Annotated in this window: 7 protein-coding genes; 6 read left to right on the top strand and 1 reads right to left on the bottom strand. The window is 61.5% G+C overall.

Translation table 11 applies throughout. The annotated features are described in order from the left end of the window. Positions 1-15: 15 nt before the first annotated feature. Positions 16-786 carry a 23S rRNA (guanosine(2251)-2'-O)-methyltransferase RlmB gene (rlmB, locus tag CGL56_RS11130; RefSeq protein WP_099106635.1) on the top strand — a complete coding sequence of 257 codons (771 nt, stop codon included), beginning with the start codon at positions 16-18 and terminating at the stop codon, positions 784-786. A 48-nt stretch (positions 787-834) separates the two neighbouring features. Beyond that, positions 835-2,964 carry an ATP-dependent DNA helicase RecG gene (gene recG, locus CGL56_RS11135; protein WP_099106636.1) on the top strand — a complete coding sequence of 710 codons (2,130 nt, stop codon included), beginning with the start codon at positions 835-837 and terminating at the stop codon, positions 2,962-2,964. A gap of 84 nt (positions 2,965-3,048) precedes the next feature. Here recG and CGL56_RS11140 read toward each other — a convergent pair whose 3' ends face one another. Further along, the gene (locus tag CGL56_RS11140; RefSeq protein ID WP_099106637.1) at positions 3,049-18,060 is read right to left on the bottom strand and encodes a PKD domain-containing protein; all 15,012 of its coding nucleotides are present in this window, start codon (positions 18,058-18,060) and stop codon (positions 3,049-3,051) included. 1,182 nt (positions 18,061-19,242) lie between these two features. Between CGL56_RS11140 and CGL56_RS11145 the strand changes: the two genes are divergently transcribed. The 4 genes from CGL56_RS11145 to CGL56_RS11160 are packed head-to-tail and all read left to right on the top strand — an operon-like array spanning position 19,243 to position 24,722. After that, positions 19,243-20,034 carry a polysaccharide biosynthesis/export family protein gene (locus CGL56_RS11145; RefSeq protein ID WP_099106638.1) on the top strand — a complete coding sequence of 264 codons (792 nt, stop codon included), beginning with the start codon at positions 19,243-19,245 and terminating at the stop codon, positions 20,032-20,034. 34 nt (positions 20,035-20,068) lie between these two features. After that, complete coding sequence (locus tag CGL56_RS11150) at positions 20,069-22,420, top strand: GumC family protein (protein ID WP_099106639.1); 2,352 nt, start codon at positions 20,069-20,071, stop codon at positions 22,418-22,420. A 16-nt stretch (positions 22,421-22,436) separates the two neighbouring features. Further along, positions 22,437-23,750, top strand: coding sequence for a lipopolysaccharide biosynthesis protein (locus tag CGL56_RS11155; protein WP_099106640.1), 1,314 nt, complete (start codon positions 22,437-22,439; stop codon positions 23,748-23,750). A 42-nt stretch (positions 23,751-23,792) separates the two neighbouring features. After that, positions 23,793-24,722 carry a hypothetical protein gene (locus CGL56_RS11160; RefSeq protein ID WP_099106641.1) on the top strand — a complete coding sequence of 310 codons (930 nt, stop codon included), beginning with the start codon at positions 23,793-23,795 and terminating at the stop codon, positions 24,720-24,722.

Consider the following 24,722-nt stretch of genomic DNA (forward strand, 5'->3'; position numbering starts at 1 on the left):
GCGCTATCTTGCGGCATGAAACAACGCGACGATCTCATCTACGGACGCCATCCCGTACTCGAAGCCCTGGCCGCCGGCCAGCCGGTAGACAAGGTGTACCTACAGCAGGGCACCCGCGGTGAATTCGAAAAGGAACTGCGCGCGGCCTGCAAGCTGCACGAAGTGCCCATGACCATCATCCCCCAGGCCAAACTCCAGCGGATGGTGCGCGGCAACCACCAGGGCGTGGTGGCCCAGCTCGCCGCGGCCCGCTATCAGCAGGTGTCGGACGTGCTGCCCCAGCTTTACGAAAAGGGGGAAACGCCCTTGGTGCTCCTCCTCGACGGCGTAACCGACGTGCGCAACCTCGGGGCCATCGCCCGGTCGGCGGAAGTCTGCGGGGCCCATACCCTCATCATCCCCCAGAAGAACAGCGCCGGGCTCACCGCCGACGCGGTCAAGAGCAGCGCGGGAGCCCTCAGCCGCCTGCCCGTCTGCCGTGAGAAAAGCCTGGTGAATACGGTAAAGGAGCTGCAGCTCAACGGGGTAAAGGTGATCGCCAGCGACCTGGCCGCCGAAAAGCAGCTGCACGAACTGGACCTGAGCGGCCCCCTCTGTATCGTGCTGGGCGCCGAAGACGAGGGCATCAGTACCGGCGTGGGGCGCGCCGCCGACCACACCTTCCGCATTCCCCAGGTGGGTACCCTCAACAGCTTCAACGTTTCGGTAGCCGCCGGCATCCTGCTGTTCGAAGCCATGAAAGTGCGCCTCGCCAATGGCACGGTGACCGACGCGGCGGGACTTTGAAGACAAGCCGGTGAACCGTATATTTACCGCAAATTGTTTTAAAATCGGATGTCCTCTCCCGTGACCAAGGCCGGTTTACTCGATCGCGGCATCGCCACCGTCAAGGGCATCGGCCCGGCGAAGGCCGAACTGCTGGCCAAGGAGCTCGGCATCTTCTCCCTCGGCGACCTGATCCACAGCTACCCCTTCCGCTACGTGGACCGGACGCAGTTCCACCGCATCATTGACATCCTGCCGGACCAGGGCACCGTGCAGGTCAAGGGAAAGCTCGTCAACCTCACCGTCAAGGGGGAAAACCGCAAAAAGCGGCTGGTCGGGCGACTGCGTGACGAAAGCGGGGCCGCTCTGGAACTGGTCTGGTTCCGCGGCATCCACTACCTGGACCGCACCTTCAAGATCGGGGAGGAATACGTCTGCTACGGCAAGGTAGAGGAATTCAACGGCCGGATGAGCATCACCCATCCGGAGATGGAAGTGGTCCAGCAGGCGGTGCCGGAAGCCTCGGCCACCTTCGAGCCGGTGTACGCCAGCACCGAGAAGTTGAACAAGCGCGGCCTGGACGCCCGGGGCCGGCGCAAGATCATCCGCGAGATCCTGGACGCTCTCCGCCCCGCCGACCTGCCGGATATGCTGCCCGAATACCTCGTGCGGGAGCTGCGACTGCTCGGGCACTACGAGGCCGTACGCGCCATCCACCTGCCGGCTAACCAGGCCGAACTGGACGCCGCCCGCCGCCGCCTGAAGTTTGAGGAACTCTTCCTGCTGCAACTCCGCCTGCTGCAGCTCAAGGTGAGCCGGGAAGCGCGGGTAGCCGGCTACGCCTTCGCCCAGATCGGCGAAACCTTCAACCGCTTTTACCAGCACCACCTGCCCTTTGAACTGACGGGCGCCCAGAAGCGGGTGCTGCGGGAGATCCGCCAGGACCTCGGCCGCGGCATCCAGATGAACCGCCTGTTGCAGGGCGACGTGGGCTCGGGCAAGACCATGGTGGGGCTGATGTCGATGCTGATGGCGATCGACAACGGTTTCCAGGCCTGCATGATGGCCCCCACGGAGATCCTGGCCTACCAGCACTACGAATCCCTGAAGGAATACCTGCAGGGAATGGACCTCCGGGTGGCCTTCCTCTCCGGCAACGTGAAGGGGAAAGCCCGCAAGGAGATCCTGGCCGACCTGGCGGAAGGCAATATCCACATCCTGGTGGGTACCCACGCCCTGATCGAGCCCCCGGTGGTGTTCCAAAACCTCGGGCTGGCCATCATCGACGAGCAGCATCGCTTCGGGGTGAAGCAGCGGGCCAAACTCTGGAAGAAGAACCTGCCCTACCCTCCCCACATCTTGGTCATGACGGCCACGCCGATCCCCCGCACCCTGGCCATGACGGCCTACGGCGACCTCGACGTTAGCGTGATCGACGAACTGCCGCCCGGCCGCACCCCCATCAAGACCGTCCACATTACCGAGCACCGCCGCGAAAGGGTTTTCGGGCGTATCCGGGAGGAGATAGCCAAGGGGCGGCAGGCCTACATCGTCTACCCCCTCATCGAAGAGAACGAGAAGCTGGACCTGCTGGCCCTGGAAGCCGCCTACGAGGAAATGCTCCACCGCTTCCCGCGGCCGGAGTACCAGATCAGCGTGGTCCACGGCAAGATGAAGCCGGAAGACAAGGATTTCGAGATGGCCCGCTTCAAGAACGGGGAAACCCAGATTATGATGGCCACCACGGTCATCGAAGTCGGCGTCAACGTGCCCAATGCCACCATCATGGTGATTGTCCACACGGAACGCTTCGGGCTCAGCCAGCTCCACCAGCTGCGCGGCCGGGTGGGCCGGGGCGCCAAGGAGAGCTTCTGCATCCTGTTGTCCAGCGTAAAGCTCAGCAAGGAAAGCCGGCAGCGCATCAATACCATGGTGGAAACCACCGACGGTTTCAAGATCGCCGAGGCCGACCTGAAACTCCGGGGCCCGGGCATGATCGACGGTACCCAGCAGAGCGGGGTCCTGCAGATGCGGATCGCCGACCTGGCCCAGGACGGCCGGATACTGTCCGCCGCCCGCGACCGCGCCAAGGATATCCTCGAGGCGGACCCAGAGCTCCAGCGGCCGGAACACCGCCTGCTTTCGCGCTACCTCGATCGCCATTTCCGGGCCATCAAGGGGTGGAGCCTGATCTCCTAGAATGTTCAGCCCTGGGTAAAAGCAAACGGCCCGGAAGGAGTTTCCTTCCGGGCCGTTTTGCGGTCCAGTTTACCGTCGGTTCGGCTACTGCAGCTTCACGAACTTCCGTAGCAGCTGGCGGTCGGCTTCAAGTACCCGCAGGGTGTAGGTACCCATGGGCAGCTGGGAGATGTCGAATCCGTCCTGCAGCAGGGCGTCTTCCTTATCGTAATCCATCTCCCGGATGGCGCGTCCGTGGATGTCGGTAATCATCACCTTGACCCGGCCGAGGTGGCCGCTGCGCAGGGTGAAGTTCAGGCGGTTCACCGCGGGGTTCGGGAAGAGGTCGACGACCGGTTCTTCCGCGTTCATCCCCGTAGGTCCGACCAGCGGGGTATCGGAGAACTCCAGGTCGGAATCACCGGCTTCCAGGTTGGTCGCACAGTTGCTGGCCGCATCTCCCATTCCGGTCGGAGCGGTACGGGTCTTGGTGATCAGCAGCTTGTCCAGCAGGGTGTAGGACCCCCGGTTCGCGATGCGAATGGTGTGGGGGCCGGCATCGAGGAAGAAGGTCATGTCCACTCCGCTGTTGTTCAGCTTCACCCACTGGAACCCTTTGGTTGTGATGGGGCTGCCTCCCACGAAGGTGGAGAGATTGATCCACGGGGAGTTATCTACCTGTACCCAGAAGGAGTTACTGTTGCTGCGCCAGGCGTGCATCCGCAGGAAGAGGTGGAAGTTTCCATCCTCAACGATGTCCACGTTGGCTACCAGTTGCGAACCGGGATCCTCACTGGTGGGGGCGGCCATTCTGCTCAGTCCACGGTAGGTACGGTACTTGCGGTTCGACGCTGCCGAACTGGAGGCCTCGAACCAGTTGCCGGGGTTATCCAGGCATTCGGCTTCCAGCCAGTAGTTACCATCGTGGGTGACGGGTTCCTGGCAGGCGTCGCCTACTCCGTCGCCGTCGGTGTCAGCCTGGTCCGGGTTGAAGGTAGCGGGGCAGTTGTCGCCGAAGGTGGCGACGTAACCTTGTGGCTGGGTGCACCCGAAGGTGTACTGCCGGGAATCCCCGATGCCATCGTTGTCCGGATCGGCGTAGTAGATGTGCTGGTAGACCACGGTGGGATCCAGGGGATCACAATCGTACTGATCGGCCGTGCCATCATTGTCGTCGTCGGGGTCACAGGGGTTGCCGATGCCGTCGCCGTCGGTATCCGAGAGATCCGAGGAGCTTACGGTCGGACAGTTATCCAGGCTATTGGCCACGTACCCGTCCGGGGCGATACACGCCTGAACGAAGCTGGCCGGATCACCGTAACCGTCACCGTCGAAGTCGGCGTAGTAAGTCGGCAGGGTCTGGTCCGGGTTGGCAACCGTGGGACAGTTATCGGTTTCGTCGGGCACTCCGTCACCATCGGTGTCATTGGGCGCGGGGTCGACCACGACGGTCACCGTATCGGTGCCGGTGGCACCATCGTCATCGGTTACCATCAGTACGATGGCGTAGGTGCCGGGGTCGGTCAGTTCGACCGAGGGCGAATCGCCCGAGGCCGTACCACCGCCGGTCCACGACCAGGCGTAGGTAACGATCGTTCCGTCACTGTCCGAGGATCCGGTACCGTCCAGTTGCACCTGCAGCGGGGCTTCTCCCGTCGTCGGTGTAGCCAGGGCTACCGCCGTCGGGGCCACGTTGGCCGGGTCAACCACCACGGTCACCGTATCGGTGCCGGTGGCACCATCGTCGTCGGTTACCGTCAGTACGATGGCGTAGGTGCCGGGGTCGGTCAGTTCGACCGAGGGCGAATCGCCTGAGGCCATACCGCCGCCGGTCCACGACCAGGCGTAGGTAACGATCGTTCCGTCACTGTCCGAAGATCCGGTACCATCCAGCTGCACCTGCAGCGGGGCTTCTCCCGTCGTCGGTGTAGCCACGGCTACCGCCGTCGGCAGTTCATTCGGCCGCTCCAGTACCGTTACGGACATGGTATCCGAATCCGTAGCTCCGAGGTTGTCGGTAACGGTGAGGATAATGTCGTAGACGTTCGGGGTATCGAAAATTATGGTGTCAATAACCCCCGTGGTGCTTCCGCCTTCCCACCGCCAGTCGTAGCTGACGATCTCCCCGTCCTGATCCGAAGACAGGCTACCGTCCAGGATGACGGTTAGGGGGGCGTATCCGCTGGTCACGCTGGGGTGTCCGCTGGCTACGGGGAAGATGTTTTCCGGTTCCGTAGCACAGTTGTTGGCGGCATCGCCTTCACCGGTGGGCAGGGTGCTGTCCTTGTCCACGTGCAGCTTATCGAGTTTGGCACCCGATTCACGGAAGGCAAAGTCGATGGTGTTCCGTCCGGTGTCGAGGGTTATCGGGCTACCGGCAACGGCATCCCAGACGAACTGGGTGTAGGAACTGAATTCGTTCCATTTCACCCATGCTCCGCCGTTCACCCGGACCCAGTAGGAATCCGAAGCGAAGTCGTCACCCCATACCCGGGCAAAGAGGTGGAAGGATCCGCCCTCCGCGTCTTCCAGGACGAAGCGGACGTAGTTTTCGGCCAGCTCGGCAGGCGGTGCATCGCCGGCGTCGGTTCCGCGGTAGACGACAAGGGTGTCGTTGGAGGCGGCCGCATCAACTTCTCTCATCCAGGCTCCACCCACTTCGGCGCACTCGGCCTCAAGGGTGTAGGAGGTATAGCCCACCACCAGGTCGTCGCAGACATCACCTTTGCCATCGCCGTCGGTATCCTTCTGATCGGGATTGGAGATTGCGGGGCAGTTATCGGTATTGTCCAGGACGTATCCCTGCGGTTGCGCACAGGCAACCAGGGGATCGTTCGGGTCACCGAATCCATCGTCATCGGCGTCGGCGTAGTAGGTTAAGGCCGCACCGATTGCCGGATCCAGGGGATCACAGTCGTCGGCGTCCGGCACGCCGTCGCCATCGTCGTCATCGTCACAGGCGTCGCCGAGACCGTCATTGTCCGTATCCGTCACGTCGGTAGAACTGACGGTCGGGCAATTATCGTCGGCGTTGGTGACGTACCCGTCCGGGGTTTCACAGGCCTGGATAGAATCGTTGGGATCACCCAGCCCGTCTCCGTCGGCATCGGCGTAGTAGACCGTAAAGGTCTGGTCGGGGTTGGGCGTCAGCGGACAGGTGTCTTCCGCATCCACTACCCCGTCGCCATCAGTGTCTACCCCGGCGTCGAACACCTCGATGGTAACCACATCGGTGGCGGTGGCCCCGTCGTCGTCGGTTACCGTCAGCGTTACCGAGTAGCTGCCCGTCGTGAAGACGTGGGACACTTCGGCTCCGCTCAGGGGGTCTTCACCCCAATTCCAGCTGTAGGATACGATGCTGCCGTCGGAATCGGAGGAGCCCGCCGCGGACAGGTTTACGGTCAAGGGTGATTCACCGCGGTCCGGAGTGGCGGTCGCAACCGCTACCGGGCCCACGTTGTCGGGCTCGTCTACCGTGATGGTTACCCGGTCGGTGGCCGTGGCTCCCTGGTTGTCGGTGACCGTCAGGGTAACCGTGTACACGCCGGGGGTATTCAGGGTGATACTGGGGCCGACGCCGCTGGCCGAACCGGTTTCCCAGCTCCAGTTGTAGCTGACGATCGAGCCATCGGAATCCGATGAACCTCCTCCGTCGAGCTGTACCGTCAGCGGGGCCTTGCCCTGGGTCGGCGTAGCGGCCGCCAGGGCTACAGGGCGGAGGTTCTCCGTGGTAGTGGAGCCACAGTTGGTGGCGCTGCCCCCCATATCGGTCGGCAGGCCGCTCTCGTAGTCGAGGTGAAGTTTATCCAGTTGGGCCCCGTTCTCGCGGACGGCTACATCGATGGTGTTGTATCCTTCGCGCAGGTCGAATGGCCCCTTCGGCACTTCGTTCCAGTTGAACTGTCCGTTGATGATGATTCCGGTAGACCACTGGATCCAGGTACCGTTGTTGACGCGTACCCAGAAGGAGTCGTCTCCATTGGTCGGTGCCAGTACCCGGGCATACATGTAGTAGCGGCCGGCCCGGACCTTGTCCATCACGAACCGGATGCGGTTCGCCGGGATGTCCTGGGGGGTGGCACCCCGTTCTTCCGCGACGGGGCTGACGGCGTACTTGCCGTTGGAGGCATTGGCGTTGTTGACTACCGACCAGTATTCACCTACCTGGGCGCACTCGGCTTCCAGCCAGAAGACGTTGACTCCGGGAATGGAGGGGTCGCATACGTCCCCGATGCCGTCGTTGTCGGCGTCCGTCTGGTCTGGGTTGGAGATCGAGGGGCAGTTATCCGTATTGTTCAGGACAAAGCCGGCCGGCTGGTTACAGGCGGTGATCGACTCGTTCGGATCCCCGAAGCCGTCTCCGTCGCGGTCAGCGTAGAAGGTGGGTCCCGTACTGCGGGAGGGATCCAGCGGGTAGCAGTCCTGCCCATCGGCCACGCCGTCGTTGTCGTCGTCGGGGTCACAGGCATCGCCCAGCCCGTCGCCATCGGTGTCGGTCAGGCTGGAGGAGGTTCGGTCGGGACAGTTGTCCAGGTTGTTGTCGACGTATCCGGCCGGGGGTTCACAAGCCAGGATGGTGTCGTTCGGGTCGCCGTATCCGTCGTTATCGAAATCAGCGTAGTATACATTCTGGCTCTGGTCCGGGTTGGCTACGGTCGGACAGTTGTCCTCCACGTCCCGGATGCCATCGCCATCGGTATCGGTGTTGTTGCGCTGGACGTTGATGGCTACGACGTCCGTATCGGTGGCCCCGTCATCGTCGGTGACGGTGAGGGTTACGTTGTAGCTGCCGTCGTTCAGGGTAACCTCCGGGTTAGGCCCGACGGCGCTTCCGCCGCCGTTCCAGGCCCAGCCGTAGCTGATGATGGTGCCGTCGGCATCCGTGCTTCCGTTACCGTCCAGCACCACTTTAAGGGGGCCGAACCCGGAAGTGGGCGAAGCCGTGGCTACCGCAACGGGTGCCTCGTTCGGCTCCTCACCGCAGTTTGAAGCGATGGCTCCGGTGCCGGTGGGCATTACCCCGGTTACGTTCAGGTGGATCTTGTCCAGCTGTCCGCCGTCTTCCCGGTAGGCGATATCAATGGTGGAGGTACCGTCGGGGAGGGAGAAGGGACTGTCCAGCAGTTCGTTCCACTGGAAGGTGGACCCGCTCTTGATCCCGCTTGACCACTTCACCCAGGAGCCGCCGTTGACGCGGAACCAGAAAGAGTCATCGCTCGCGTCCTGTGCCTTGATCCGGGCGTAGACGTGGTAGGTTCCGGGCTGGGCCTTTTCTACCACGAAGCGGATGCGGTTGGCGGGTACGTCGGCGGGGGGCTCATTGTAGGAGTTGCCGCTGGGGAACACCACGTACTTGCCGCGGGAAGCTCCCGCGTCATTGCCCTGCGTCCAGTTGGCGCCAACCTGGGCACATTCCGCCTCCAGCCAGAAGCTTTGGCGGCCGGTGACCGAAACATCACAGGTATTGCCGATGCCGTCGTTGTCGCTGTCCATCTGGTCCGGGTTGTAGACCGAGGGGCAGTTGTCGGTATTGTCGACCACGTAACCGTCGGGGCGGGTGCAGTCGGTAACGCTGTTGGCGGGATCACCGAAGCCGTCGTTATCGAAATCCGCGTAGTAGGTCGTGAACTGGCCGACCCGGGGATTAAGCGGATTACAATCTTCCGCATCCGGAACTCCGTCGCCATCGTCGTCGTCATCACACTGGTCGCCGATACCGTCGTTGTCGGTATCCGTCCGGTCGGTGGAGGTGAAGTTCGGGCAGTTGTCCAGTGCGTTGGACACGTAGCCCGGGGGAGCCTCACAGGTTTCCACGTATACGGAGGGGTCACCCAGTCCGTCGTTGTCGGCATCCGAGTAGAAGGTCGGCAGCAACTGGTTCGGGTTAGCGAACAGCGGGCACACGTCCTCGTCATTGTTGATGCCGTCTCCGTCGGTGTCCTGGTCCGGGTTCAGTACCCGCAGCGTCTTGGTAGCGGTGCCAGCGGTGCCCTTGTTGTCCAATACCGTCAGGGTGATATTATAGGTACCCTCGTTGAAGGTCACCTTCGGGCTGGCGCCCTCGGCGGTGCCGCTGCCCCAGTTCCAGGAGTGGCTGGCGATGGTGCCGTCCGGATCGGAGGAGCCGGTGCCATTCAGGGTAACGGTCAGGGGGGCGTTGCCGTAGGGTGGCTCCAGTACGACTACCGCCTTGGGCACCTGGTTCAGGGCCGGGGTACAGTTCTGGGCTTCACCGCCGAGTCCGCCGGGAGCACTACCCTCCAGCGACATGTAGAATTTGTCGAAGAGGACTCCGGGCTCACGGTAGGCAATGTCGATGACGTTTTCGCCGTCGGGCAGTACGAAGCCGGTCTGCGACAGGGCATTCCAGGCCCATACGCCATACTGGAAGTTGTCCTTCCAGGCTATCCAGCTTCCGCCGTTGATGCGAATCCAGTAGGAGTCATTGGCCGGGCTGGTGGCGAAGAATCGTCCATAGATGCGGTAGCGTCCGGCCTGGACGCCAGGGATGCGGAAGGTGATCAGGTTGTCGGCGTTATCGGCCGGGGGGTTCGCGGTCGACTTTTCTCCTTCGTAGACCACGTACTCCCCGTTGGAGACGGTGTCGTTGCGCACGCGGTTCCACTTGAATCCTACCTCGGCACATTCCGCTTCCAGCCAGAAGACGGAGGATCCGGCGGCGGATTCGTCACAGACGTCGCCTACACCATCCCCGTCGCTGTCCGTCTGGTCGGGGTTGTAGTTGAAGGGGCAGTTGTCGAGGTTGTTGGCTACGTAGTTTTCCGGCGCCAGGGCGCAGGTGCCAAAGCCGTTGTTCGGGTCGCCGAAGCCGTCGCCGTCAAAGTCGGCGTAGTACATGGTGGCCCGGCCCACGCGGGCGTTGAAGGGCTGGCAGTCGAATTCGTCGGCCACCCCGTCGTTGTCGTCGTCCGGATCACAGCCGTCACCGATTCCATCACCGTCGGCGTCGGCCAGGGTTTTGGAGTGCACGGTCGGGCAATTGTCCGCCGCGTTGGTGACGTAGCCCGGGGGTACGACACAGGACAGCAGGGGATCGTTGGGATCACCGTACCCGTCGCGGTCGATGTCCGAGTAGTAGGTTTGGGGAGCGGTGATGGTCACCTGCAGCTTGGCAAAGTCATTGCCGCATCCATTCTTCCCGCCGACGGTATAGGTGTATTCACCCGAGGCGTAGGTCTGGGGATTGAACTGATCGCCGACCACCACGCCATTGTAGGTCCAGGTACCGCCCGCCTGGGGGTTGCCGCCCAGGGCGGCCAGCTTGGCGTACAGGCTGAAGGATTCGCTGTTGCCACAGACACTGATCGCGCCGTCGGCACCGGCGCTGGGCGCCGACAGGTTCTGGTTGATGATGATGGATTTGCTTACGACACATCCGTTGGCGGAGGTCGCCTCCACCCGGTAGGTACCGGCCTGGGTCACGGTGAGTCCGGCCGAGGAGCCCAGCAACTGGTTGCTGGCATTGTACCACTTGTAGGTGGCATTGGCGTCTCCCGATTTACCGGTGAGGTCGATCGAGGAAACCGTACACGTCAGGCTGTTATAGGGTGCCTCGATCACCAGCGTAGCGGGGGTCGGCCGCGCGGCTACTACCACCGAGCTGGTCAGCGGGCAGTTGGGCGCGTTCGTGCGCAGGGTATACGTACCGGCCACCGATACCAGCGGATTCTGTTCGGAGGAGGTAAATCCGTTAGGTCCGGTCCACTGGTAGCTGCCGGCTGAGACACTGCCGCTCAGGCGTACGGTGCCCGTGTTGCAGTCCAGCATCTTGGGTTGTCCGTTGGCGTTGGCATTTACCGTACAGTCGATGTCGGTATCCCGTACCGTGATGTTGAAGGTGGAACTGACCGTGATATTGTTGAAGTCGGTGGCCCGTACGGTCACCCGGATCTGCTGGTTGGCTTGCGCTACACCAGGGGTGATACGGAAGGTTCCCAGCAGGGAATCCAGTTGTACCCAGTTCGGAAGGGGCTGCCCATTCTCCAGGGTAGCGGTATAGGTAAGCCGGTTGCCGGGGTACCCCTTGTTGAAGGACGAGGTAACGTCGTAGTTCCGCTCTTCCAGTACGTCCAGTGTCACGTTGGCAATGGCCGAAGCCGAGGGCTGGTTGACCGGGCGGACGTTGATCAGGTACACGACGTTGTCCTGGAAGTCACAGTTGCCCTCACCGGGTCCGCAACCGTTGCCGATGGCGTCCTGGATGGCGATGTACTCATTGGGAATGACCTGGCCGTTGCGGTCGATGGCCTTGTAGATTCGGACCCCGAGGATCTGATCGGCTAGCTGGCCCTTGTTATTACCTCCGCGTGAACTGTACCCGTCCATCGAAATCGAGAAGGGAACGTCAATCTGGTTGTTGGAGACGCCGGTCAGGAAAGCCAGGTCGTCGCGGTTCCAGGGTAGAACGGACTGGAACCAGGAAGGTCCGTGGTCCATTTCCATCCGGTTGATCTTGACCTTATTGGCGTCGTAGAGGATGGTCTTGTTGGCGCCCCGTGCGTGCAGGGCTACCAGCTGAACCATCTCTACCGGCTCATTGGGGTTGGCCTGGACGAAGAAGTCGGTCAGGATCATGTCCCCTTCCTTGCCGGAATCGATCTGCTCCTGGGTTGGGATGTATGATCCGGGGTTGGTGATGTATTTGCCATTGGCATCCTTGCCCATTTGGGTTTTGAAGCCGAAGGCCTCGAAAACCTGCTGGGTAGTGATTTCACTACTTCCTTCGGGAGTGTCCATCCAGGCCCCTACGAGGGTAGCCTCAGTTTCCAGGGCGTTGTCGGCGTTGGAAGCGATCACCAGCTTTTCGGTGATCAGGCGCCGGTAGGGGGGCGCTTCGTTGACGAAGCGCATCACCACATCAATGTACTGTCCGGGCTGCACTACCAATCCGCCGGCGGGAACCGAAGGTTGGACGATGATGAAGTGGTCCAGGTCGGTCGTCGTGAGTTGATCGATGACCAGCGGGCTCGTTCCGTCGTTGTGGATGCGGGCGGTATTCTCCAGACGGGTGGTCGTGGGAGTGCCCTGGAAGTTAATTGGCCGTTCGATCTTGTTGAAGACGAACCAGTCCTCCGCGGGGATGCCCCGGTCGCGGAAGCGGATGGTAGCCATGTTCTCCAGGCGGATGCGCGCCCCGGTACTCTTGATCAGGGTAAAGGGACGGTTGAGCGTACCTACGTTCCCCCGCCCGTCGGTCACCGTAACCTTCAATTGGTTGGCCTGGGCCGTCATTCCGGCGGGAATCGTCACCTGGAAGGGTCCGGTGTACTTGGTGGAGCTGCCTCCGTTCAGGGTGTAGAAGATATCTCCCAGGGGTCCGCCACCGGAACGATCCGCGGCGGTAAGGGTAACCGTCACGCTGCCGTAGTACTCTCCGGCCTGGTTCTGGTTACCAACGATATCGGCGGTGATCTGGGGCGCGAATCCGCTGCTGTCTACCGGGACGATATTGACGTAGATGATCTTGGTGTTCCCATCTTCGGGAGCCCCCACATCGTCAATGGTCAGCTTGCCGTCGGAGACCCGGATGGTGTCGATCCCCACCTGGAAGGTGCTGTTCGACGAGGGGATGAAGCGATCGATGATGACCTGTCCCTCGGCGCGCAGCGTGTGCTTGCCGTTGGTACTGCTCTGGTCGCCGGCGGCCAACTCTACCTTATACAGGCCGTTGGGCAGGGAGATTTCCCAGTCGTGGGGGGCGTTCAGGCCCGGGACATCTAACTGGTTGAAGGAGCGCAGCAGCTTATCCTGGTCGGAGCTCAGCGAAGTGATTCCCCGCTCGTCTCCGCGGGCGGCGGAGGTATTGTCGAGGGGCTGCTTGGTGGTCGGGTTGATCCACCCATAGGTGAGTCCGTTGCCGCGGGGGCCATAGGGCAGACCAACGTCCGCCACGTAGCCGGCCGGTGGATCAAAGGTATCGTCTTGGAAATTGACTTTGACCGTTCCGGCCTTCTCCTTCTCATTCACGGTAGCCACCACGCGTAACACGCCGGAGGCAAATCCGGAGGCCCGCGCCGTCACGGTTCCTTCGTACACCCCGAACTGGAGTTGGGAGGCATCGATGGTTACGTCGATGAGTTCACCAAAGGTGAAACTGGTGGGCAGAATGATCCAGGGGTGACTGGCCGAGAGGGTTACGGCGTTGTCGGCGATCGGCGTATTGGACGTCAGTTCTACGGTGTAGCGACCGGAGAGTTGCCCCGTAACCACGTTGGCCTCTACCGTAGCGGGCTCAAATGCCAGCGCCGGAGGGGGGGCCACGTAGGGCTGGGCATTGGTGATGAGGAACAGATAATCCTGGTAATCCCCGTTGGTAGCGTCCTCAAAGCCGACCAGGTAACTATTGGGAATGAGCTGCCCGGCCCGGTCGCGGGCGGGGTACACCCGGGCCCGGTGGGGAACTTCCTGGTTCAGTTCGTCCTGGGTGTAGTTGTACCGGCCGAAGGTGTTGGAGTAGACGTACAGTCCGAAGGCCCCACGGGGGTTGAAAGTCGTGGTCTGGTTGCCGGACTCCCGCGGGGGGTAAAGCATCTGGGAGGCGGGGACACCGTCCTGGAGTACCCCGATCTGGTTGCGGATGGTGTTGCCATTGCCGTCCACCTGGTACCAGCCGAAGGGCAGGCGCTCGGCCGGAGAGTAACGGGCAATAGCCGTAATCTGCACCCCTGCGGAGCTGGCCGCCTGGAAGAGGGGTTCGGCTACTTCCTCGCCCTGCAAGGTGGCGTCGGTGGTGTTATTGAGGGTAGTCCAGCCAACGTTGACGTTGTAGCCCAGGGTTTTCACCACGTCCTGCAGGGGCGGCTCGCCGCCGCCACCGGAGCCCCGTTTCTTGAGGCCGTGGAGGCCGAGGACGAAGGTGCCCGATTCGGTGTTGGTCTGGAAGGTCAGTTTCGCTTCCTGGTAACCCAGGTTGTCCCCGTTGTTCGGCGGGTCAAAGATGACGGTGTACTGCTGTTTCGAAGCGGGTTCCAGGGTTACGTTCTGGGGGCCCGTGAACTTGTAGTTGTTCTTGATCTGACCACCGAAGGGACCACCCAGGGTCACGGAGGTGATATTCAGGGTGGCGTTGCCGCTGTTGGTGAGGGTCACCACGGCGGTGTCGGCCTGGGGTCCCTGGGCCAGTTCCATGGCCTCAAAGATCAGTTCCGGCGGGGTGGCCGTGATCCGGGGGGCCAGGACGACATCCGCGGGTTCGACGTTGCGCACCAGCACTACCAGATCCTGGTAGTCGAAGCCGTCGATGTGCTCCTCGAAGGCAATGATGTAGGTGTTGTCGACGCCCGGAATCTCGTACACCCTCACGTGGTGGGGGATGGCACTGGGGAACTGGTTCAGCACATCCTCGGAATACAGGTAGCGGTTGCCGAAGAAGGGCCAGCGGCTGTAAAAGCCGAATACCTTGCTTCCGGCGTTGAACTGCAGTACGCCGTTCTCCACGGGGTTCAGGGTCTGCCCGTTACCGGCCACGTTGTTGCGGATGGTGAACAGCTCCGACGCCGAGGCCGTAATGCCGCTTTCGTACCAGCCGAAGCCCACGATGGGGTCATTCGCCTCGGGTCCGAAGACACTCAGGATTTCTACTTCGATCGGCGCATCGGTGGCCTGCTGGAAGTACTGAATGGAGGTCTCATCCCCCAAGAGGGAGTTGTAGTTCTTGCCCGCGGGCAGGTCGATCTTGTTGGTCGTCGGATCGGTATCGCCAACCGCGATCGGGAAGCCGTAGGTATCGAAGATCTGCTGGAGGGACGGTTCGTTTCCGCCACCGGTTCCCTTCTTGCCCAGGCCACTCAGGGCGACCTCAGCGGAGACCACGGCATTCTCACCGGTGATGACGATACTCGCGGTCTTGGTACCCGGGGTGGTAGGGTTGAAGGTCACCAGGAAGGAGGCCGACTGGGGCGCATCCAGCACCTCTTTGGGTACGGTGGCCAGGTTCAGGGAGAACTGGTCGGCGTCCGGTCCGGTTAGGGTAACCTTCGGCTTGCGCAGGGCGGCGGTACCGGTATTGGCGAAAGTGACAAGGATTTCCTTGCCGGGATTGCCGTCCGCTACATCGTCCGTAACGATGGAGGTGGGGGTTACGGTGATGGACGGCTGGGCAACTGAGTTGTCGCTCGGCTTGACCAGCACGATGCTCCGCTCTCCGTAATCGGCGATATAAAGGTTACCCGTTTCCCGGTGCTCGACGATATCGAGAGGGTCCTGGAAGCGGGTGAGGCCGGGAATGCCGGCCTTGGCGGTAAGGATGTCACCGTTGGGGCCGTTGGGCACCAGGGCGATGATATCGCTGCCTCCGCTGTAGCGGCACACCAGCAACGCGCCCCGGAGCTTACCACCCACGGCGGAACTCTGGTATTCGATGACGCCGTTGGGCGAGATGCCGTAGTCAAAGTTGTAGGCGAAACCCCGGTAATTTGGGTCGGGCTGGATGCTGTTGGGGTAGCCGTCGACGTCGACCGGTCCGCGGTTCAGCACGAATTCACCGCGGCGGGGGTTGGCGTGGCCGAAGTAAGGCAGGGGTTCGGCCAGGGGGTCTACCCGGAACAGGAAGTCGCGCTGGGTATTGTTGCCGAAAGTGGCCGGTATCACGGGGTATTTACCGGAAGGATCCTGGTAGTCGTAGAAAGTGCCGTCGGGGCGGCGGGTATCGTCGACGGAGGCTGGAGTGTTGCTGCCGCCCGCGGTACCGTTGGTCGGGATGTACAGCTGTCCGTTGGAGTGCCACACCAGGTCGTAGGCGTTGCGCAGTCCCGTGGCGTACAGCTTCAGGGGGGCATTGACGTAGTAGGGGTTATAGGTTCCGTCGTCGGGGTAGGTTACTCCGTTTTCGGTATAGGTGCCCGTGCCGGTGCCCAGGGTAGGCGAATTGACGTTGGCGGCGTTGATGGCCGACTGGTCCATGGTCGTCTTGGCGTCCAGGGGCCACTTGCTGGGGGGCAGCAGGTCGAGGTCCAGGCGCAGGGTAGCGCCCGAGAGGAGGGTTTCCTCGCGGAAGCCCCAGGCCTTGTCCGGTGCACCACCCGCGGTGTTACTGCCCACGTTGAAGTACATCACGCTGCTCTGGTTCGGATCGAATACGATGCCGTTGGTCAGGTGGTCGCGGCGGGAGCGCGGCAGGTTGGTGACCACCAGTTTCTCGGTGCCCAGGCTGGGGCCCGTCAGCTGGCTGATCTTGCCATCCCAGGCCGGCGCGTTGTTCAGTACGCCCGTGGAGTGGGTTACGTAGACAATGGGCTCGCTGAGGGTAGACAGGGGAGAGAAAACCATCCCGATGGCAGCCCGTACTCCGTATTTATCTTCCAGGGTACGAATGGTTTCCTTGTTGCTCAGGCTCCCGTCGGGCTCGATCCGCCAGCGGTCGATGGTGCCGGACAGGCGCAGGGCGTACAGCTTCTGGTCGGGACCAACGGCCAGCGAGGAATAGGTTTCCCCGGTAACCACGTTGCCCACCTTGGTGAAGGATACCCCGTCCAGGGCGGATTCCTTGCCACTGTTGTCGACGGCGGTCGTAAAGGTGGCGGTATAGGGCTCGAAGGTGGCGCCGGTAAGGTCCTTGACGCCGTTGATCTCGAAGCGGTAGGTGGTGTTCGACTGCAGGGAGAAGGTAGGAGAAAGCACGATGGCATCTCCGCCCCCCGTGCCGTTCACCGAGGCACTTACGTATTGATTGAGCTTGACGTTGAAGAGCTTGACGGTCTGCTCAGTGATGGTAGCGTTATCAACGCCGAAAATGCCGTCCTTGTCGTTGGGGATATACAGGTCGTCGGCCCGGACGGAGGTCGTCAGGGTTACGCCGGTAGCACCGTTGGCCGGTATGCTGCTTTCCACCCGGGGGATGGAGCTGGCCGCCGAAACCTGCAGGCTGATGTTCATCTGGGCCGGCTCGTAGTTCGCCGCCGTGGCCGTCACCGTCGTGCTGTAGTTACCGATCGGCAGGTTAGGCTGGGTATAGAAGTAGTAGGTGCCGGGCTTGTTGGCATCGGCGGGCATCACGAGCCAGCTGTCCGAATCGGGATTATCCGTCAGGGTGATGGTCGGGTTCTTGCTGTCGTTGGCCAGCAACCGGACCTCCACCCGCGCCGGATCGTCGCCCTCGTACTGGGTCAGGTTGACCGTACCGGGTGACAGGATAAGCGAGGGCGTGAAGGGGGCAACCTCGATACTGAAGTTGTCAAAGGAGAAGACGATGGCCTCCGCGGTGGGGGCCAGGCGGTGGGTGGTGAAAAGTCCGCCATAGGTAAGGTTGGGGGTAGCGGAGCTTCCATCGTGGTCGGTTCCTGCACCGAAGGAGTCCGGCAGTGGCAGGGTGCTCTTTTGGGTATTGCTTACCTGTACTTCGCTGCCACCATCGATGGTGAAGAATCCGCTTACCGTACCGAAGACGGGGTCAACCCGCAACCGCAGCTTGATCTGGCCGGCGTCGCTGCGAAAGGTACTCGAAGACAGCTCTTCGATGATGACCTGGCTCGGGGCGCTAGGGTTGATGCGCTCCACCTGAAGTTGGACTTTTTGGACCTGCTCGGAAACCTTTACCAGGGCGAGTTTGACGTAATTGTCTTCGTCGAGGCCGTACCATAGTCCGCCCTGCTGCTCGCCGGCGGTGGCGCTGGAGCTGAAATCGGGCTGGGCGAGCTCCACTTCCAGGTCAAACACGCTGCCCGGCGCCTGAAAACCGACGCCCAGGCCATTGACCTGGGTATTGTTGTCGCTTCCGGCCGGGGGAAGTTCATGGCGGGTACCGCGGGTGCTGGTGATGTTGAAGCGGCCGTTGTTCACGTTGAGCAGGCTGGCTTCGAGGCCCGGCACGCCCGGGTTCGACGGAGTGGCGGGGAACTGGTTAACCGAAGGGGGATCTACCATGGTGAATCCCGTTCCCAAATCCTGGCGATCCTGAATTCCCCCCTGGGCATTGCCAAAAGTGAGGACAAAGGGCAGGGCTACCTCAATCTGGTTACAGTCGAGCGTACTGATCGGGGAACACCCCGCCACGCTGGTGGCGGGCAGCGTTTCCGGGTGCCCGGTACCGGGGCCAGCCAGAACCAGAACCGAGAAAAGCAGCGAAATCGATGTCAAAAAGGTGCGTAAAGTGTTGTTCATTAGTGTCAATTTGGGTACCCTGCGTACCACTTGTCCCGGTACATCCCCCAGGACAATCAGGGTTAAAAAGTAAGATCCGGAAGGCCAGTCGGAACCTGAATGTGTATCCCAAGCAAGGGATACTATAGCTGTTGTGTAGGGTTTCCGCTGAACAGGTGCTAGGCCGACAATGCTCGAATACTTACGACGAAAAGCGGTTGGATAGTTTGCCGCACCGGCCGCACAGCGGCGCGTACCGGGGCAGTTGATAGCAACTCTGATGAAGGGACGAAGGTACGCTATAAAGCACGCCAGCCCCAACCATCATGTCATCAACATGCACAATGGACGACAAATGTCTGCATAAGTAGAAATGGGTTAAACATAGATTTCAGTCGAGGTTATGAGATGTCCTCACCGGCATCATACCGTTCCGTTTCCGGTGTTGAGGTCACCCTATAATCCCCTTGTACTAGCTAAAGTTACTGACCAGGGGGCAAAACCGGAAACTTTAACGTTTAGTCAATTCCATTCCCACCCCACCATATTTTCCCCACGGGCCGGCCCGCGGGCCACTGCCGGCCCCGGAGTTGTCGACCGCCGGCGGCACCCGCGGACGCGCCCATTTGCAGAACCCCTCCTGCCGCAGTAATTTTGCCCTATCTTTTACCGTGCAGGCCGCCCAGGACAGTTTACGGCCAGGTTGATCATGGATCATTACAGGTACTGAGTGCTTTTGAAGCTCACCGCCACAACGAACCCAACCCTCCATGTATCAAGGACGTACACCGGTGCCCTACCAATCCGCCACTACGATTTTTTGCCCCGTGGCCATACAACAGTCCTGCCCCCATCCGTTGTATTCACCGTCAAGGTCGATTACTTGTGTAAGCGCTTGCATCCCCTTCCCATCGCGACGGGAGTTCGGAACTATTCCCGATCCTACCCTGCAAGATTCGAAGCTCTTCATCCGGTCCGGCTACACCTTATCACTTACCACAGGCGCCCTATTCACCGGGGAGACTGGCGGGCCACAATACTGAAAAACCCACGAGAAACGGAAGGCTGCACCCGTCTTCCCCAATGAATTTGGTACGCTTGCCAACCCGGGCCGGAGGTTCTGAACTTGTGTCGCTTCGACACATGGAGGCCGGAGGCGTATCGAGAATATCCTAACTTCACCGAACACACTCACTTCGAATCATGCGCTTCCCCCCGTTTTACCTCCTGGCCATTGCCTACCTCCTGTGCAGCCTCCCGGCTTGTGTCTCCTATCAGGAGCTGGTGAACTTTGAAGACATCCGCGCGCCCCGGGGGCAGGCCACCGAGATCGAGAATGCCCTGGAGGTGAAGATCCAGGCCAAGGACCTGCTGCGGGTGGACGTGGAGAGCATCGATCCCGAAGCCGCCCTGCCCTTCAACCAGGGGGGTGAGATGACGGGGGTCTCCCAGGCCAGCAACCAGAACATCCAGCTGTTCCAGGGCTACCTGGTGGATGAGGACGGCTACATCGACCTGCCCCTGCTCGGACGGGTAAAGGCGGCGGGGCAAACCGTGGAATCCCTCCAGTTCCTCATCCGGGGCAAGCTCAAGACCTACCTGCGGGACCCCGTGGTGAACGTGCGCTTCCTCAACTTCAAGGTGACCATCCTGGGTGAAGTCAGCAATCCCGGCATCCTCAATATGTCCAACTCCCGGGTGACCATCCTGGAAGCCCTGGGTATGGCGGGAGACCTTACCGACTACGCCAACCGTTCCTCCATCCTAGTGGTGCGGGAGCAGGACGGCGAGCGCAGCTTTCAGCGGATCAACCTCCAGACCGACGAAGTTTTCAACTCGGAGTATTACTATCTGAAGCAGAACGACGTCATATACGTGGAACCGATCCGGGCCCGTACGGCAACGATCTCCGACCCGGGGCAGCGCGTGCTCGCCTACCTGGGCCCCATCCTTTCGGCCATCACGCTCGTCGTGGCACTGGCCAGCAGAAACTAGTCCCCGCGCTACGGCCCAAGATCATCAATACGCTATGAAAAACTACCCCGACGAAATAGCCCCGCAGAACTGGCGGACCGGTGGCCCGGGCAAGCAGGACTTCGCGCCCGCCGTCCAGCTTGACTACACTTCCCTGTTCAACCGGCTGAAGCGCAACTGGTACTGGTTCGTCCTGGCCATTGCGGCCTGCGTCGGAGCGGCCTGGCTGCACCTGCGCTATACCACCCCGGTGTACCTGGCCCAGACCTCGATGCTGATCCAGGAGCAGTCGGGTGGGCAGGCCGGCCTGTCCAAGGAGGTTATCTCCCAGCAACTGGGCTTCGAGAATACCTACGTGATCGACAACGAGATCTACATGCTGCGGTCCAAGTACCTGATGGAACGGGTAGTGAACCTGCTCGGACTGGACATCAGCTACGTCCACCAGGGCGCAGTAAGGAACGTTGAGATCTACAACCCGAAGAACTTCGGGCTGGTGCTGCTCGACACCCTGGCCGAGGAGGGGGAACCGATAGAGTACGGCAGCGTGATGGTGCGCTTCGACAATCCGAACACCTTCTCCCTGATCCGGTACGCGGGAGATACCACCAGCCTCAGCTACGGAGAACCCTTCCCCATCGGGAACCGGGAATTTGCCCTTACCATATCCGAGGATGACCCGCCCCAGGACAATGCCTCCATCTACGAGGTCAACGTCATGAACCCCACCCGGGTAGCTTCCGGCTACAGCAGCTCCCTGAGCGTAAACCAGGTGGAGCGGTCGGGGGTGGTCACCCTTTACTGCAGCGACCCGATCCCGGAAAAGGCGCGGGACATCCTGAATGCCCTGGTGTCCGTCTACGAGCAACAGATCGTGGAGCAACAGAGCCAGACCGGGGGGCAAACCCTGAGCTTCCTTGAGGAGCGCCTCGACTACGTGACGGATGAACTTTACGAAGTGGAATCCAACGTAGCCAGCTTCAAGCGCAGCGCCAACCTGAGCGTGGACATCCAGACCCAAGGGGCCAATTACCTGGCGCAGATGAACGAGGCCGACGCCCAGCTGTCCGAACTGCAGGTCCGGCGGGAACTCATCGAGGACATCCGCAACACCCTGACCGCGAGCGACGAATTCGAGATGCTGCCCGTGGCCTCGGAAATCATCTCCGGGGTGCTCGCCCAGCTGATCACCGAATACAACGAGCAGATCTTCCGCCGCGACCAGCGGCTGGAGACGGTTACCGCGGATCACCCCATGGTGGCCACTTTCGACGAGAAGCTGAGCGACCTGAAGCGCAGCATCCTGCGCAGCGTAAACGCCCTGCTGCGGGAAACCAACGAGCGGGTATCCAAGATCGAGGGCCGCATCCGGCCCCTGCAGGCGCAGATGACTCGCATCCCCGGCAACGAGCAGCGGCTGCTGCAGATCATGCGTCAGCAGGAGATCAAGCAGAACCTATTCATGTTCCTGCTGGAAAAGCGGGAAGAGGCCGCGCTGTCGATTGCCGCCCAGGTACCCAACACCCGCATCATTGACCGGGCCACGAGCAGCTCCTCCCCCATTTCCCCGAACAAGCCGGCCATCTACCTGCTGGCCATCGGCATGGGACTGTTCATCCCGGGCAGCCTGATCTTCCTGCGGGAATTGCTGGGTACGACGATCGGTACGGAGCGGGAGATCGTCAAACATATGCCCTACCCCGTGGTCGGCCGCATCATCAAGAGCCCGAACCACGGTACCGTGATCGTGACCAAGACCAACCGGACCGGTGCCGCCGAGGCCTTCCGCCTGCTGCGCACCAACCTGGGTTTCCTCCTGCCCAGCGAACAGTCGTCGGTCATCCTGGTCACCTCCAGCGTCAGCGGGGAGGGCAAGAGCTTTATCGCCACCAACCTTTCCGCGGCCCTGGCCCTGTCCAAGAAGCGGGTCGTAGTGGTGGGGCTCGACATGCGCAAGCCGCGCCTGGCCGAGATGGTTTCCGACGAGTCCATCGACCACAAGGCGGAGGGTCTGTCCAACTACCTGATTGGCAAGTCAGCCTACGAGGACATCATCCGCCCTACCAACCAGGAGGGCCTCTTCCTCATCACCAGCGGTCCCCTGCCGCCCAACCCGGCCGAACTGCTGATGGAAGGGCGGATGACCAATCTCGTCCACCGCCTGCGGCAGGAGTTCGACATCGTTATCCTGGACGCCCCGCCTGTAGGCATCGTCACCGACGGACTGCTGATGAAGGACCTGGTCAACGTAACCCTCTTCATCACCCGGGTCGGGGTCACGCCCAAGAAGAGTACGGGCTACATCAACGAGATGGTGGAAGCCGGCAAGATGCCGCGCGTCAACCTGGTCATCAACGGCATCGATCCTAAATCTTCTTACGGCTACGGCTACGGTTATTACGAATAGCTTCCGATTGCAGTCTTTGTCCAAACTTGCGGCCCGTGCTCCCCGACTGGTAAAGTGGGGCAAGCTCCTCAGCGTTACGGGCGGGGCGCAGCTGCTCATCCAGGGGGCCGGATTCATCTGCGGTATTTTCATCATCCGCATCCTCTCCACCGACCAGTACGCATACTACACCCTGGCCAATACGATGCTGGGCACCATGACGGTACTGGCCGACGGCGGCATCTCCACCGGCGTCATGTCGGAAGGGGGTCGCAACTGGAGGGACAAGCCCGAACTCGGCAAGATCCTGGCCACGGGCATGCACATGCGCAAGCAGTTCGCCGTGGGCAGCCTGCTGGTGTCGGTGCCCATCCTCTATTACCTGCTACAGGAGCAGGGCGTGGTGTGGTGGCAGTCCGTCCTGCTGATCCTCTGCCTCACCCCCACTTTCTGGGCCCAGCTGTCGGGCTCCCTGCTGCAGACCGTCCCGAAGCTTCACCAGGACATCAACGACCTGCTGAAGGTCAACGTACAGATCAATGTGCTGCGGCTGCTGATCACCATCCCCAGCCTCCTCCTGTTTCCCTTTGCCGCGGTGGCGATCCTGGCCTCCGGGGCCAGCCAGGTGAGGGGCAACCTCCAGTTCCGCAAGCTGTCCCTGAAGAAAGCCGACTGGCAGACGGGCAGCAGCGAGCACTACCGGAAGCGCATCATGAAGACCGTGAAGCGCATTTTGCCGGGCAGCATCTACTACTGTATTTCGGGTCAGATCACCGTATGGCTGATCGCCATCTTCAGCACCACGGAAAGCATTGCCCAGATCGGGGCCCTGTCGCGGCTCATGATGTTGCTCACCCTGGTCCGCCTGTCGATCGACATGCTCATCGTGCCGCGTTACGCCCGCCTGCCGGCCGTCCGCCGGGTAATCATCCTGCGGTTCTTCCAGGTGCTGGGCCTGCTGCTGGTGCTGTCGGGCTTCATCGTCGGGGCGGTTTACCTCTTCCCCGACCTCTTCCTCTGGATCCTGGGCAGCAAGTACCAGGACCTGGAGACCGAAGTGGTGCTGATGACGCTGGGCAGCTGCCTGACCCTCATCAGTGGGGTTGCCCACGTGATGTCCTCCTCCCGGGGCATCATCCCTAATCCTTACCTATTCATTGCGGCCACCATTATTAGCCAGGTTTCCGTTCTTTACTTCCTCGTGGACTACACCACCTTGACCGGAGTAATCCTCTTTTCGGTGTACTCCGCCATCCTGATCATTGCCTACCGAATCGTTGACTTTCTCTACCGCACCCTGGTCCGCAACGAGGGCGTGGAGGAAGAGGAGACGGTCCCCACCACTGTATAACCCCCACCGCCGCAGGTACCTGACCCCCGTTTATTCCGCTGTATGAAGATAATGACTACCCTCGCCGAGCGCGATTACTTTCTTGGCCTGGCCGCCCTGCTCAACTCCATGGCGCACCACGGCACCTACGTCGACAAGGTCATCGTGGGGTACCGTGAGGCCCTGCCCGACTGGTTGCCCCCCCTGGCCGCTTCGCGCAACGGACAGTCGTTCACCACTTCGGGCGGGGTGGAGGTGGAGCTCGTCGAGCTCAACGGCAGCCTGCACATGGTGCACGAAAAGCCGAAGTGGTTCCTCCACGTGACCGAGGTGCTGGCGCCGGAAGCCACGGAGTACTTCTTCTTCGACTCGGACATCGTCATCAACACCCGGATGAACTTCTTCGGGGAGTGGGTACGCGAAGGCGTGGCCATCTGCGGCGACGTGAACTTCGTCTTCAACCGCCGCCACCCCATCCGCCAGAAGTGGGCCCGCATCGCCGAGGAAGGAGGCCGCCGGATCACCAACCAGCTCGACGACTACTACAACAGCGGCTTCCTGGGCTGGACGCAGGAGACCAAGTCGTTCATCCAGGACTGGAACGACGCCTTCGCCCTCCTGGCTCCCCACAGCGGGAACATGAATGAGTTCCGGGTATTCGACCGCACCGCCGTTGTGCTGAGTACCAACCAGGACTCCCTGAACCTGGCCATGATGATCACCGAACAGCCCCTCTCCCTGATGGGCCCCGAAGCCATGGGATTCATCTACGGACTGCGGCTGATGCACCACCCCATCGGCCCGAAACCCTGGACGCGCAAGTTCACCCGGGAGTTTTTCAACGGCAAGCCGCCCCGCGACTCCGACCTGATCTTCTGGCAGAACGTCAACGGTTCGGAATTGCGGCCGGTCCCCGACAGCCAGGTGCGCAAGATGCAGCGGCTGTGCAAGGCCCTCCGTTTCGGAGGCCGTTACTACAAGAGCCTCGGATAA

The organism is Neolewinella marina, from assembly GCF_002631205.1.
Lineage (GTDB): Bacteria > Bacteroidota > Bacteroidia > Chitinophagales > Saprospiraceae > Neolewinella > Neolewinella marina.

Excerpts from the sequence above, each read along its gene's own strand:
- CGL56_RS11140 (WP_099106637.1), bottom strand. The coding sequence starts at position 18,060 with ATGAACAACACTTTACGCACCTTTTTGACATCGATTTCGCTGCTTTTC.
- rlmB (WP_099106635.1), top strand. The coding sequence starts at position 16 with ATGAAACAACGCGACGATCTCATCTACGGACGCCATCCCGTACTCGAA.
- CGL56_RS11160 (WP_099106641.1), top strand. The coding sequence starts at position 23,793 with ATGAAGATAATGACTACCCTCGCCGAGCGCGATTACTTTCTTGGCCTG.
- CGL56_RS11145 (WP_099106638.1), top strand. The coding sequence starts at position 19,243 with ATGCGCTTCCCCCCGTTTTACCTCCTGGCCATTGCCTACCTCCTGTGC.
- recG (WP_099106636.1), top strand. The coding sequence starts at position 835 with ATGTCCTCTCCCGTGACCAAGGCCGGTTTACTCGATCGCGGCATCGCC.
- CGL56_RS11150 (WP_099106639.1), top strand. The coding sequence starts at position 20,069 with ATGAAAAACTACCCCGACGAAATAGCCCCGCAGAACTGGCGGACCGGT.